The sequence below is a fragment of the Streptomyces sp. NPDC004609 genome, from assembly GCF_042873655.1.
In the GTDB taxonomy this organism is placed as follows: Bacteria; Actinomycetota; Actinomycetes; order Streptomycetales; family Streptomycetaceae; genus Streptomyces.
Genome location: NZ_JBIALS010000002.1, coordinates 317,969 through 331,346, shown reverse-complemented (window position 1 = coordinate 331,346; position 13,378 = coordinate 317,969). Strand labels below are relative to the sequence as shown.

The window sequence follows — 13,378 nt, the reverse complement described above, 5'->3', positions numbered from 1 at the left end:
GCGGCGGGGCGGCCGGAGCCGGTCGCGGGCGCACCCGGCGGCAGGCCGAGGGGGTCGTACGCGGTCAGCCGGGGGGCCGGTCGAGCCGCCAGCGCGGCCGGCTCCGCTCCGTACGGTCGACGACGACCTTCGGGGGCAGGGGAAGTTCGTGGAACGGCGACTCGTTGGAGTCCATCTGGTACCCGGCCGTATTCGGGTAGACCAGCAGATCGCCGGGGCGCGGCAGCCGCCGGAAGGGGATCTTCCGCCAGGTGAGCATGTCCGATTCGAGGCAGCTCGCCCCGCCCACACAGGACGGATAGATCCCGTCCGGCGCGCCGGGATCCCGGGAGAGCAGCCGGGGGTCCGGCAGATACTCGCTGTTGAACCACTGCTCGGACAGGCTCAGACTGGTGCCGTCGACGGTCAGGATGCGGTATCCGTCGCGCTCCTTGACCCCCTGCACCGGGAACACGGTGGCACCCGCCCCGTCGAGCAGAGCGCGCCCGGGCTCGGCCAGCAGGGTGACGCCCCGGTCCCTGAGCACCTCCGCGAGAGACCCCTCGAAGCCTTCCGGGCGGGCGTCGAGCAGCGCCCGCAGGGCGTCCGCCCCGGCCACCGGGGAGTGGTACGGATAGAAGTCGTCGGCGGCGAACGACTTCTCCGCGTGGTAGTGGCCGCCGTGCTGGTCCCGCAGGAAGCGGGACCAGCTGTCGGCGTCGGTGTAGTTGACGGGCAGTCCGCCCCCGATGTCGACGCGGTCGGCCCGAAGTCCCATGGCGCGTGCCGTGAGACAGAGTTCGGCGAGCCGGGCCGCGAGGTCGGCACGCGGCTGGATCGCGTATCCCGACAGATGGAAGCCGAAGCCCTCCATGCGGACAGGGCCCTTCACGCGGTCGGAGCCACCGCTGTGCGCGGAACCCGCCGTACCCGCCGAGCCCTCCGCACGTGCCTCATCCGCCGTACGCGCGGAGCCGGCGGCCGTACCGCGAGCCCGGGCCCGTGCGGTGCCGTCCATCCGTACGGAGCCCCGAGCCCGCTCCGGCTCACCGGCCCGCGCGCAGTGGTCCAGGGCGGCGGCGAGTTCGGCGTCGTTCATGCCGAAACGGCTGTACGGCCGGCCGGGCGGCAGGACCCGCAGCAGCACCCGCGCGGGCCGCGCCGGTTCCGACCCGGCGGAATCCGCCTCGGCCAGGGAGATCAGCGCGCGGAGTTCGCCGACGGTGTCCACGGAGACGAGGGCACCGTGCCGTACGGCCAGCCGCAGCAGGCCGGCGGACTTGGCCGGTCCGGTGACGACGATGTCCTCGCCGCGGATCCCGTGGCCGAGGGCCTCGCGGAACTCGCCGAGGGAGGCGACATCGGCACCCGCCCCCAGCCGGGCGCAGGACTCCATCCACACGGCGGCCTTGTTCGCCTTCTTCGCGTAGTGGAAGAAGCCGTTCACCCCGCTCTCCCGCAGGACGGCGCGCAGTTCGCGCAGCCTCGCCTCGAAGGCGTCGGGCAGCAGGATGTGGAACGGGCCGCCGAGCGCGTGGGCGAGTTCCTCGGCGAGCCCGCTCGCCAGGACCGCGTCCATCGCCGGATCGGGCCGCCCGGGCAGGGTCGGCCAGTGGCTCGCGCTCACTGCCACAGCGGCACCTCGGTGCCCAGCCCCCGGGCGATCGCGAGCTGCGCGAAGCGGTGGCCCAGGGCGATGTCGGTGACGACCAGACCGCTGTTGTAGGCGAAGACCCGCTCCCCGGGCATCCGTCGGCCGGGCGCCGCACCCGCGAGGACGGCGGGGAACTCGGCGTCGGCGGGCGGCAGTTCGCCCCGGCTGTCGGCCATGTCCGTGCCGGTGACGTTCATCTGCGCCTCGCTGGTGGCGATGATCCGGTCGGCCCGGTGCAGGGTGGAGGGGGCGAGGCCGTGGCCGACCAGGACGGAGAGTGTTCCCGGGCCCAGCCACTGGGCCTCCACCGATGCCGGGGTGTGCGGGCCCGCGGTGGCGACGATGACGTCGGCAGCCGCGGCCGCGGCCTTCAGATCCTCGACGACCTCCACCTCCCGTCCGGGGAAGTGGGCGCTCAGCCGCTCACGGACGGCCGCGATGCCGTCGGGATGGGTCCCGGACAGCATCAGCCGGTCCAGACCGGGCAGGGCGGTGAGCAGGAACGGCAGCGCCAGGCGCCCCTGGGTCCCGGTGCCGATCACCAGGGCGCTCCGCGCGCCGGGCGGCGCGCACTCACGGGCCAGCAGGGCCGAGACCGCCGGGGTGCGCAGGGAGCCGATCCGGGAGCAGTCCATCATCGCCAGCGGCAGTCCGGTGGTGTCGTCGTAGAGGGTGAGCGAGGTGTAGTAGTGCTGCTCGTCGCGGCTCCTGCCGAGGCCGTGCTTGTACGACGTCTTGACGGCGACGACCTCACGGGAGCCGTCGCGGCCCAGCATCGCGTACGAGACCGAGTGTCCGTCGCGCGGTGTGACGGTCAGCTTCCGGGGGTTGTCCGAGTCGCCCGCGTACAGGGTCCGGTAGGCACCCTCGACGGTGGACAGCACATCGGTCAGGGAGATGTCGAGCCCGGCCAGATCCGAGGTCGACAGGACCCGCAGCGGGGTGCCGCCGCGCGGCACGGGGACGGTGGGGACGGGGGTGGCGGCGGAGACGGTCCGGGCGGTGGCGGGGACGCTGCCGGTGTTCGCGGTGTGGCTGCCGGTCGCGGTCATCGAAGAGGACTCCTGTCCGTGGGCGGGAGTTCAGCCGGTGTGTGCTTCGCGTGCGGCCTGGCCGTAGCCGTGTTCGCCGGCCTCGGCGGCGGGGCGGCTGCGCCGGCCCGGCACGCGCACCGAGGCGCGCTTGAGCCATCGGTCGGTGCCGTCGTAGCGGGGCCGGAAGGGCATCCGGCCGTGGACGACCAGATCGTTGTCGAGGACCAGTACCTCACCCGGGTTGAGACTGACCGCGACGGAGACCCGGGAGAGTTCGGCCTCCAGCCGTCCGTACGCGGCCCGGTAGTCGCCGTCGGCCTCCGCGACCGGGGTGTACGCCGGATCGAACCGCAGGGTCAGACCGTCCTCGGACGCGAACAGCGCCGGTACGGCCGGGGGCGGCCGGTCGGCGTAGCCCTGCGCCTCGGCGTAGGCGTCGTCCGGGAGGATCGGCAGCACCGGCCGGGTCAGCAGGGCGATGTCCCGGTCCGAGAGGCGGACCCTGCGGATACTGGCGGCGGTGGTGGCGATGCCGTCGTGGTTGCGGACGCAGCCGAGCATCAGCAGATGGGCCCGGCCGGGGTGGAACGCGTCCTCGGTGTGCGGACTCAGCAGCACGGTACTGCTGGCACCGGTCTGTTCCTCCTCGTGTCCGGGTGAGGGGACGATGTTGTGGACGAACCGGCCGTCCTGCTGGCCCTCCCAGGCGATCGGACGGCCCATCACCATCGCGAGCAGCAGCAGGGCGATGTCGTACACCGCGCCGCGGCCCTCGGCGGTGGCCCAGCTGCGGGGCGTCTCGCCCACGGCCCGGTCGTCGATGTCGAGGCCGCGCAGGACGAACAGCCCGTCGGCCGTGTCCACGGGACGGCAGTGGTGGCGCAGGGCGTCGCCGAGGCCGGCGGCGCGGGAGGCGACGCGGTCGAGCAGCCGGGGGGAGGCGGTGGCGGTCCCCGATTCGCTCAGTACGCTCTCCGCGGTCCCGCGGAGTTCCCCCGCGGTGCGGGGGTCGAGCTGGCGGACAGGTGCGGATGCCGTGCTCATGGCAAGGAGGTCCGTTCCGTCGGCAACAGGGCTGTCGGGTCTGCTGGGTTGTCGCGCCGGCCCGCTGTCGGAGCGTGCCGCTGGAGTGTGCGGTGGCGTGCGGGACGGCCTGAAGGTGTGCCGGGACGTGCCAGGTCGTACGGAGGCGTGCGGAAGCGTCCTCGGCCGGCCGGGACGGCCCCGGTGGAGGGGCCCGTGCCGGACGCGCCGAACGCTAGCAAACAGATTAGGTTAGGCAACCCTTAGTTACAGGCCAACGTGCGGACCGCCCGCCCACCGCGGACCGGCCACCGGGACCCCGGCTTCACGCCAGCGGAGCGCGTGAACGCGCGGAGAAGGCGGGCCTCGCGGCCACCAGGGAAGTCGTCACGGGATGGGCCGGAGCGGCAAAAAGCCGTGCGGTGGGGCCCGATTCGACCGCCCGGCCGTCCGACAGTACGACCAGGGTGTCGGTACGGCTCGCGACCAGCCGGAGATCATGGCTGATGTGGACCAGCGCGAGTCCCCGGGTGTCCCTGAGTTCCTCCAGCAGGTCCATGATCGCGCCCGCCGTCCGGGAGTCGAGGGCGGAGGTCACCTCGTCGCAGATCAGCACATCGGGGTCGGCCGCCAGGGCGCGGGCGATGGAGGCGCGCTGGCGCTGGCCGCCGGAGAGCTCCCGGGGGTAGCGGTCGGCGAAGGCGGCGGGCAGGCCGACCCGGTCGAGCAGTTCCAGCACCCTCTCGGGCGCCTGCGACCGGGAGGCCCGCCGGTGCAGCCGCAGCGGGCGTCCGATCGCCGCGCCGACGGTCCGGCTCGGATTAAGCGTGCCCAGCGGATCCTGCGGTACGTACTGGAGCCGGCGGCGCTGTTCGCGGGTGCGCCGGTGCGCGGCGGGCGCGAGGAGGGCTCCGCCGAGACTCACCGTACCGGCGGTGGGGCGGTGCAGCCCGGCGACGACCCGTACCAGGGTGGTCTTGCCCGAGCCGGAGGCGCCCACGATGCCGGTGCCCGATCCCGCGGCCACGGTCAGATCGATGCCGTGCAGCACGGGAACGCTCCGGCCCCGCCGGACGAACGCGGCGTGGAGACCGGACGCGGCCAGCACGGGAGGCCCGGGAGAGGACGGCGGCCGGTCGGCGGCGCCCGGCGCCGGCAGGGGGGTGCGTGCGTCCGGTGACAGGTCCACCACGTCGTCCGCAAGCCGCGACACCAGCTCGCCGTCGTGGCACGACAGGGCGACGGCCAGCCGGTGGCTGCGGGCCAGGTGGCGCAGGAGCCCGGCGATCTCGTCGCACAGTTCGGGGTCGAGTCCGGCCGTCGGTTCGTCGAGCAGCAGGACCGCGGGGTGGCGCGCCAGCGCCCGGGCCAGGGCGACCCGCCGCTGCTGCCCGCCCGACAGCTCGGTGGTGCGGCGCCCCAGGAAACCGCCGTCCGACGGCAGCCGGACCTCGGCCAGCAGCGCGCGCAGCGCTTCGGCGCCGCTGTCCACGGCGACCTCGGCGAGCAGACGCCGCACCCTCATCCGGGGGTTGAGGCCCGATCCCGGGTCCTGCCCCAGATAGGCCAGACGATGGCGGCGCAGGGCGCGCAGTTCGGACGGATCCAGCGCCAGGACGTCCCGGCCGAGGACCTCGACCCGTCCCTCCGTACGGTGGGCTCCCGGTGGCAGCGCCCCGGCGACGGCCCGCAGCAGGGTGGTCTTGCCGCTGCCCGAGACACCCGTGAGCGCGGTGACACGGCCCGGACGGAGCTCCATCCGGCCGCCGTCCAGCAGCAGTCGGCCGTCCGGACCGGCGATCGTCAGTCCCTCGACGCTCACCGCCACGGCGGACAGGGGCACCTGGCCCTCGGGGTACCACTGGGGCATGTGGTTCACAGCGCGGTCACCGCTTTCCGGCCGGACTCCGGGACGAGGGCCGAGACGGCCAGGTTGACGCTCATCGCCAGCACGCCGACGGCGATGCCGGGGGCCAGGACCGCCCAGGGGTTGAGCAGGATCCCGCCCCCGTTCTCACGGATCATCAGCGCCCAGTCGGCCGCCGGCGGCTGGGGGCCGACCTGGAGGAAGCCCGCGGTGGCGACGACGTACACGGCGGCGACGAACCGCAGCCCGAACAGCGCGAGAAGCGTGGCCCGCAGATTGGGCAGGACCTCGCGGACGACCAGGTGCCACAGCCGCTCCCCGCCGACGGCGGCCGCCTCCACGTAGCCGGAGGCCGCGACCGGCGCCGCGGCCCCGGCGACGACGCGCACCGCGTACGGCACACCCATGGCGACGGCCGCGGCGACCACCGCGAAGCGGCCGCCGCCCGGCCACGACAGGGTGATCAGGAGAATGCCGAGCACGGCGGGGAGCAGCATCAGGACGTCCGCCGACCGCTCAACGATCCGCCCGATCGCCGGGCGCAGGGCGGCGATCGCACCGAGCAGCGCCGCCACCGCGACGACGAGGAAGGTGACGAGCAGGGAGGTGACGACGAGTTCCCGGCCGCCGGCCAGCAGCCGGCTGAGCACGTCCCGGCCGAGCTGGTCGCCGCCGAGCGGCGCGGCGCCGCCCGGTGCGGCGTAGGGGGCGGTGACGGGGGTGTCGACGGCGTGCGGCGCGAGCCGCGGTCCGGCGACGGCGAGGGCGACGAGCAGCAGCGCGGGCGCGGTGCGCAGCACGGTCGCACGGCGCGGCAGGCGTACGGACTGCCCGAAGGCGGTCACGGCGGTCATACACGGCCTCCCGAGGCCCGGGCCCGTACCAGATCGGCGAGCAGCAGCACGCCGGTGATCACGGCTCCGGTGACGGCGACGACGGCGGCGACGAGCGGGCCGTCCCGGTCGGTGACCGCTCCGGCGAGAACCGAGCCGATACCCGGGTAGTTGAAGACGGTCTCCACCACGACCGCGCCGCCCAGCAGCATTCCGGTCGAGGTGGCGATGCCCGCCGCGACGGTGGGCATCGCGCCGGGCAGCAGATGGTGGGTCAGGATGCGATGGCGGGGCAGCCCGTCGATCACGGCGGTCTCCACATGCGGGGCCCTGGCCTCGTCGGCGAGCGCGGCGCGCACGATACGGGTGTTCCAGCCGATCTGCGGGATCGACAGGGCCAGCACGGGCAGGACGAGCATGGTCCAGTCGGCCGGTGAGCCGTCCGGTCCGGTGAGGGTGACGGCGGGCAGCCAGCCCGTCCACAGGGCGAACACGAGGACCAGCGCGACCGCGACGACGAACTCGGGCAGCGCCAGCACTCCGGTCGCGGTCGCCGAGACCGCGCGATCGGTCCTGCCGCCCGGCCTGAGCGCCGCCCAGCAGCCCAGCGCGACCGAGGCGGCCAGCGTGACCAGCAGCGCGATCCCGCCCAGCAGCAGCGTGTTGGGGAACGGGCGGGCCAGCAGCTCGGCGACCGGCTCCCCACGGGCGGTGGTGCCGAGATCACCGGTCGGAAGCCCCGTCATCCATTCGGCGAAACGCGTCGCGACCGGGCGGTCGAGGCCCAGCAGGACACGCCGCCGCTCCCGGTCGGCCGCGCTCTCGCCGCGCTCCGAGGTGGCGGACGCCGCGTCCCCCGGCAGCAGTTCGACGGCGGCGAAGACCGCGGCGAGCAGGACGGCCAGCAGCAGCAGCCGGCGGGCCACCAGCCCGGTGAGCCGGAGCGCCCCGGACAGCAGCCGCCGGGCCGGACGGCGGATCGCCGCGTCCGGCCCGGCCGGGGGACTCGTCGCCGTACCGCTCAGCGGGCCAGCCATGCCCGTTCCAGCTGCACACGTCCGTAGCCGGGCAGAGTGGGCAGGCCGCGCACCGGCGCGGCGGCCAGATCGATACCGTCGGCCACGCCCCACAGGAGGTAGCCGGACGCGTCGTGCTGGATCTGCTGCAACTCCCGCAGCACCGAGGCCCGCTGGGCGGCGTCGCCGGTGCTCAGGGCCTTGCGGTACGCCGTGTCGAAGGCGTTGTTCTTCCAGGCGGACTCATTGGTGGCGGAGTCGGAGACCATGGTCTTGCTGGCGAAGAAGACGACGGAGTCGTTGGTGCCCCAGTACGTGGTGTACAGATCGCCCTTGAGCCAGGTCCGGTCCCAGAAGGTGGCGGACTCCTGCTTGACGACCTCGATCTTCACCCCCGCCTCCCGGAGCTGGGTGGCCAGCAGGGTCGCGGACTCGGCCAGTCCGGCGATGTCCTCCGTGGTCGTCAGGCGGTAGGTCTTCGAGGTGTCGAAACCGGCCTCCTTCAGCAGCGCCCGGGACCTGGCCAGATCACGGGTGCGCTGGGGGATGCTCTTCGCGTAGGACGGGTCGCCGGTGCCGAGGATGTCGTTGCCGACGGTTCCGTAGCCGGACAGGACCTGCTCCACCATGGCCTCGCGGTCCACGGCCAGCCGCAGGGCCTCGCGCACTCTGGGGTCGGCGAAGGGTCCGGAGGACGTACGCATCACGACCGGCATCGCCATGTCGCCCGGGCGGCGGACGATCCGGATGTCCTTGCGCTTCTCGGCCGTACGGGCCGCGACCGCGCCGACGTTGGAGGCGACGTCGATCTGTCCCGCGAGCAGGGCGTTGGACATGGCCTGCGGCGACTCGAAGATCTTGACCTCGATGGCGTCGAGGAGCACCTCCCCGCCGTACCAGTCCTCGTTGCGCACGAGCCGTGCGTTGCCGGAGCGGAACCACTCCAGCTTGAACGGGCCCGTCCCGGGCGCCTTGTCCAGCTCCTTGTCCGTGGTGCCCTTCTTGAGGACGAACGTGGTCATACGGGTGAGCATGGGCAGTTCGGCGTTGGGGTAGTCGGAGACCAGGACGACGGTCCCGGTGCCCTCGGCCCTGATGTTCCCCGCCGTGACACCGGGCAGGCGCGAGGCCCCGGAAGGGGTGGCGCGCAGCCGGCGCAGCGACCAGACGACGTCCTCGGCGGTGACCGGGGTGCCGTCGTGGAAGACGGCGCCCTTCGCGAGGGTGAAGCGCCAGGTCCTGAGGTCCTTGGACGACTCCCAGCGGGAGGCCAGGCGCGGGGCGGTGTTCGGCCGGGCGCCGGGGACGGTGAGGGTGTCGTGGACCAGCGAGATGACGAGGTAGTCGCTCTCGTTGGCCTGGGTGCCGTGCGGGTCCCGGGTGATGGCGGAGGCGCGGCCGAGGGCGCCGACGCGGAGCGTGCCGCCCTTCCGGGGCTCGCCGCCCGCACCCGCGGGCCCGGTCGCGGTGTCCCCGTCCCCGGAACAGGCGGCGAGAAGGGCCGTCATACCTATCGCCCCGCCGGCCCGGAGCAACTGGCGCCTGTTGACTGTCACGTACATCCTCGATCCGTTTCGCAACCATGGGGACGCTTAGGTTTGGCTACCCTAATATAGGGTTCCTCTGTGCGACCACCGAGGGGATTCCCGGCCGTGGAGGGGGGTTTCCGGATGTACGGGGGCGTGATGGCCGGTCTCGGTGCCCTGCTCCCGACCCGTCCGGTTCCGCTGTCGTGCGGCCCGGCTAGGGTCACCCCCGTCCCCGGCGGCGGAGAGCGCGCCGCTCGCCACCTCTGCGAAGTCCCCACCGGAAGGTGCCCGATGTCCCGCACGCTCCCCACCGCCCGACGCGAGCCCGCGATGTCCCCGACCGGGTGCACGGCCGGACACGGACTCCCGTACGGGCACGGGCGGGCGCTTGGGGACGCGCCCGCCCGCGGACGGGCGCTCGGGCACGGGCCGTCGGGGGAGCAACTCCCCACCGCGCACCGCGGGAACCGATGACCCCATGCCGACCACACTTCTGCGCGACAGCCGCGCGCTGGCCACCCTCGCGGTTCCGCTCGTCCTCACCCAGCTCGCCCAGGTCGCCCTGACCACCACCGACACCGTCATGATGGGCCTGCTCGGCACCCGTGAACTGGCCGCCGGCGGGCTGGCCCTCGTCGTCTTCACCCAGCTACGCACCATGGGCGTCGGCCTGGTCACCTCCGTCGGCAACCGGATCGCCGCCGCGTCGGCCCGCGCCGAGCGGTCCACCGCGTCCGGGGGCGGCACCGGCGGACGCGGTCACGGTGCCGGGCAGGGCACCGAGGGGGGTGACGGCGGCGGGGGAGCGCACGACGAAGTCCGGGCCATCGTCCGCGCGAGCATGGCGGTGGCCACCATCGCCGGCATCGCCGGGGCCCTCCTCATGATCCTCATCGGCCGGGCGCTGGTCTGGCTCGGGCAGGACGCCGAAGTCGTCGACAGCGCCCGGTCGATGCTGCTGGCCCTGGCGCCCGGACTGCTGCCGTGTCTGTGGTTCCAGGTCGTGCGGCAGTTCACCATCGGGATGCGCCGCCCCCAGGCGCTGCTGCACATCACGCTGGCGTCGGTCGCCGTGAACGCCGGACTGAACTGGGTCCTCATCCACGGCACCTGGGGCGCGCCCCGCCTGGGACTCACCGGCATCGGCGCCGCCACCTCCACCGTCCATCTGCTGTCCTTCGCGGCCCTCTACCTGCTGGCGAAGCGGGACCGCGAACTGGCGCCGCTGCTCGCCCTGAACCCCTTCAAGGCCGACCCCGCCATCGCCCGGCGGCTGGTCGGGCTCGGAGCGCCGATCGCGCTGACCTACGGCTCGGAGGCGGGGTTCTTCTCCGTCACCGCCCTGATGGCCGGATCCTTCGGAACCGCCGCCCTCGCCGCCCACACAGCCGTCAACCAGCTCGTCTACATCGTGTTCCAGGTCGCCGTCGGTCTCTCGCACGCCGCGTCCATCAACGTCAGCCGGGAACTCGCCCTCGGCCGCACCGAGCAGGCCCGCCGTATCAAGAACACCGTGCTCGCCTGCGCCGGCGCCGTGATGACGGTCGTCGGCATCGTGTATCTCGCGGTGCCGCACCTGGTTCTGGCGCCCTTCCTCGACTCCGGCTCCGACCGGGCCCTCACCATCGCGACCCAGCTCCTGACGGTCACCGCCCTCCTCCAGTTCTTCGACTGCGCGCAGAACATCGGCGTCGGACTGCTGCGGGGGCTGGACGACACCCGCAGCGGCTTCCGGATCACCCTCGTCGGCTACTGGGCCGTCGGGCTCCCCGCCGCCTGGCTGCTCGCCCACCCCCTGGGACTCGACACCCTCGGCATCTGGCTCGGCCTGCTCACCGGCCTCGCCGCCACCGCCGTCCTCCTGCTGCGCCGCTACTCCGCCGCCCTCACCCTCCGCTCCGGCTCCGCACCGGCGGCGGCACCGGCCTGACACCTCCGGCGCGATCATGCGCCCCTGCTGGTCAGCGCCTTCAAGACCCGCCTCCCTGGCCGGTCAGCGCCTTCAAGGCCCCGCCCCGGCCCGGTCAGCCGTCGGAGCGTACGCGGACGAAGCGGGCGGTTTCCTGGCGGCCGGACGCCTGGAGGAGTTCGACGGGGAGCGTTTCGGCGAGCATCCGTACGGGGCCGTCGGGGTGCTCCGCCGTGCCGCCCAGGCGATCGTGGACCAGTCCGGCGATCTGCCGTGACTGCACGGCGCTCAGCCGGGGCGAGGTCCGCAGGGTCCGGCCGCCGGGGAGTTCGACCAGGAGCGCCCGGGGCCGCTCCGGCGGGCCGAACACGCCGAGGAGTGTGCCGTCCAGGGTGTCCGTATGACGGATCTTGCGCCAGGCCCAGGTGGATCCCGGCCGGTAGGCCGAGGCCAGCGACTTGGCCACGATTCCCTCCACGCCCACGGCCCTCATGTCGTGGAACCAGGTCCGGGCGGTCTCCTCGTCCGTCGTCGCCAGCACACGCTGGAGCGGCGGCCCGACGTCGTGCAGCGCGGCCCCGAGCAGCTCCCAGCGCTTCTCCAGGGACAGGGCCCGGGTGTCCCGGCCGGGGACGGCGAGGACGTCGAACGCGATGTAGGACACCGGGACCCCCGACCGCACCCGGTCGGCGTGGGACCGCAGCAGATCGGTGAAGCTCAGCCGGCCTTCCCGGAACGCGCACAGCTCACCGTCGAGCACGGTGCCCGGCGGCAGGTTCTCCCGCAGATGGGCGGCGATCTCGGGGAAGTCCGGGGCGAGGTCGCGGCGTGAGCGCGACTGGAGGACGACCCGGCCGCCGCCGAGGACGAAGGCGAGGGCGCGGAAACCGTCGAGCTTGAGGGAGTACTGCAGCCCGCCGGGTGCCCCGGCCGGCGCGGGGATCTCGTCCACGGACCTCGGGCGCATCACATCGACGGGAGGCCGCAGGACCACCTCCGGCGTGTTGTCATCCATACCGCCAGACTCGACCCGCTGCGGCCCGTGTGCGAGGGGAGGGCGCCGCGAGGGCGGCCCGCACGTCAACGGGCGTGCGGGCGGCGACCCTCGTGGGAGGGGTTTACCGGACCGGACACTCATGGTGATCATTGCGTCACTTAGCGTGTGCGAGGGGCGGGTAGAAGCTCCCTCCGATGCCCATGAGGAGTGACGATGAGATTTTGCAGGACCGTGCGGCTCGTGTGCTGGGTGCGGTCGCGGCGGTGACGCTCGGACTGGTCTCCCCGACCGCCACCGCTCAGGGCGAGTTGGAGTGGGTCGCCCTCGGCGACTCCTATACGGCGGGGATCTTCGCGGGACCGGAGCAGGGGGAGGCGGACGGCTGCGAGCGCACCCGGGACGCCTACCCCCAGGTCGTCTCACGGCGGCTTGAGGCCGAGCCGCCCGCCCATCCCGTCAGCCTGGTGGCCGATGTCAGCTGTGGGGGCGCGACCATCGCCAATATCGCCGAAGAACCCCAGACGCCGATCGGGCGCAATCAGCCGCCGGACGGCTGGCCGCAGGTGAAGCCGCAGGTGGAGGCGGCCGGTCTGGACACGGACGTGGTGTCGGTCGGGGTCGGCGGGAACAGCGTGCCGTTCGGCACCGTCCTGCTGAACTGCGTCACGCTGGGCAGCGGCCGGCCCGGTACGGCCACCCCCTGCCGTGACGCGTACGAGAACGACCCTCCGGCCACCGACCCGGAGACCATCGACGAGAAGTACACCCGGCTCGCCCGCGAGTACCACGACATGCTGGGAGCCGTCTCCCGGCAGGCGCCCGGCGCCGAGCTCGTCACCGTCGGCTATCCGTCGATCGTGCCGGCGGACGTCTCCTCGTGCAGCCGCACCGACCGGACCCACTTCTCGGCCGGTCTCTTCGGGTCGATCACCCACGGCGACCTCGACTGGCTGCGCGGTGTGACCGAGGAGCTGAACGCGATCATCGAGCGGAGCACGGCCGCGTACGGCGCCCGGTACGTCGACGTCTACACATCGAGCAAGGGCCACGACGTCTGTCAGCCGAGGGGCGAGAAGTGGGTCGAGGGGGTCTGCGGGCCGCCGGAGTCGGACCACCCGATCGACCTGGACGCGCTGTGCGCCGGACTGCCCGAGGGGCAGCGCCGGCTGACCCTCGTCCACCCGAACAGCGAGGGTCACGCCAACACCGCCGCCCTGGTGGAGGAGGCGATCCGGACCATCGCCTCGTGATGCGGGCGCGGGGCGACCGGTGAGCAGCCGACGCCCGCTCACGGAGCGGTGAAGGAGCCCGTCGTCGGCCGACACCGATGACGGGCTCCGGCCGCCTCGGACGGCTCAGGTCGACGTCAGCTCCGACCGGGGCGGCGACACGGGAGCCGCGAGGCGGCCCGTGCGGTCCAGCCCGTGGAGCGCCGCAGCGGACAGCAGACCCAGCGCGGCCAGGGAGATCCACGGCAGCGCGGGCATCCCGGCGGCGCGCGCCGCGTCGAGGTCCCGTGCGCCGCCGTCACGGAGTC

General features: G+C 73.6%; 11 protein-coding genes. 2 read left to right on the top strand and 9 right to left on the bottom strand.

Annotation, left to right across the window (positions count from 1 at the left end):
- Positions 1–64: 64 nt before the first annotated feature.
- The 7 genes from ACFYT4_RS03255 to ACFYT4_RS03225 form a co-directional block, all read right to left on the bottom strand.
- The gene (locus ACFYT4_RS03255; RefSeq protein WP_389264725.1) at positions 65–1,612 is read right to left on the bottom strand and encodes a Y4yA family PLP-dependent enzyme; all 1,548 of its coding nucleotides are present in this window, start codon (positions 1,610–1,612) and stop codon (positions 65–67) included.
- The gene (locus ACFYT4_RS03250) at positions 1,603–2,685 is read right to left on the bottom strand and encodes an ornithine cyclodeaminase family protein (RefSeq protein WP_389264724.1); all 1,083 of its coding nucleotides are present in this window, start codon (positions 2,683–2,685) and stop codon (positions 1,603–1,605) included. The genes ACFYT4_RS03255 and ACFYT4_RS03250 overlap by 10 nt, the downstream gene beginning before the upstream one ends.
- 30 nt (positions 2,686–2,715) lie before the next feature.
- On the bottom strand, positions 2,716–3,711 hold the full coding sequence (locus tag ACFYT4_RS03245; RefSeq protein ID WP_389264723.1) for a TauD/TfdA family dioxygenase: 996 nt from the start codon (positions 3,709–3,711) through the stop codon (positions 2,716–2,718).
- Positions 3,712–4,015: 304 nt separating this feature from the next.
- Positions 4,016–5,569, bottom strand: a complete 1,554-nt coding sequence (locus tag ACFYT4_RS03240) for an ABC transporter ATP-binding protein (RefSeq protein ID WP_389264722.1) — start codon at positions 5,567–5,569, stop codon at positions 4,016–4,018.
- Positions 5,566–6,411 carry an ABC transporter permease subunit gene (locus ACFYT4_RS03235; protein WP_389264720.1) on the bottom strand — a complete coding sequence of 282 codons (846 nt, stop codon included), beginning with the start codon at positions 6,409–6,411 and terminating at the stop codon, positions 5,566–5,568. The genes ACFYT4_RS03240 and ACFYT4_RS03235 overlap by 4 nt, the downstream gene beginning before the upstream one ends.
- Positions 6,408–7,427 carry an ABC transporter permease gene (locus tag ACFYT4_RS03230; RefSeq protein WP_389264719.1) on the bottom strand — a complete coding sequence of 340 codons (1,020 nt, stop codon included), beginning with the start codon at positions 7,425–7,427 and terminating at the stop codon, positions 6,408–6,410. The genes ACFYT4_RS03235 and ACFYT4_RS03230 overlap by 4 nt, the downstream gene beginning before the upstream one ends.
- Positions 7,412–8,968: an ABC transporter substrate-binding protein gene (locus ACFYT4_RS03225; protein WP_389264717.1), complete on the bottom strand. Its 1,557-nt coding sequence runs from the start codon at positions 8,966–8,968 to the stop codon at positions 7,412–7,414. The genes ACFYT4_RS03230 and ACFYT4_RS03225 overlap by 16 nt, the downstream gene beginning before the upstream one ends.
- A gap of 445 nt (positions 8,969–9,413) precedes the next feature.
- Here ACFYT4_RS03225 and ACFYT4_RS03220 point away from each other — a divergent pair, with 445 nt between their 5' ends.
- Positions 9,414–10,865, top strand: a complete 1,452-nt coding sequence (locus ACFYT4_RS03220) for an MATE family efflux transporter (protein WP_389264715.1) — start codon at positions 9,414–9,416, stop codon at positions 10,863–10,865.
- 94 nt (positions 10,866–10,959) lie between these two features.
- Here the strand turns inward: ACFYT4_RS03220 and ACFYT4_RS03215 are convergent, their stop codons facing one another.
- Positions 10,960–11,859: a DNA ligase gene (locus tag ACFYT4_RS03215; RefSeq protein WP_389264714.1), complete on the bottom strand. Its 900-nt coding sequence runs from the start codon at positions 11,857–11,859 to the stop codon at positions 10,960–10,962.
- A gap of 176 nt (positions 11,860–12,035) precedes the next feature.
- Here ACFYT4_RS03215 and ACFYT4_RS03210 point away from each other — a divergent pair, with 176 nt between their 5' ends.
- Complete coding sequence (locus tag ACFYT4_RS03210; protein ID WP_389264713.1) at positions 12,036–13,091, top strand: SGNH/GDSL hydrolase family protein; 1,056 nt, start codon at positions 12,036–12,038, stop codon at positions 13,089–13,091.
- A 105-nt stretch (positions 13,092–13,196) separates the two neighbouring features.
- On the opposite strand, the gene ACFYT4_RS03205 is transcribed toward ACFYT4_RS03210, so the two are convergent.
- Positions 13,197–13,328: a hypothetical protein gene (locus tag ACFYT4_RS03205; protein ID WP_389264712.1), complete on the bottom strand. Its 132-nt coding sequence runs from the start codon at positions 13,326–13,328 to the stop codon at positions 13,197–13,199.
- Positions 13,329–13,378: the final 50 nt, after the last annotated feature.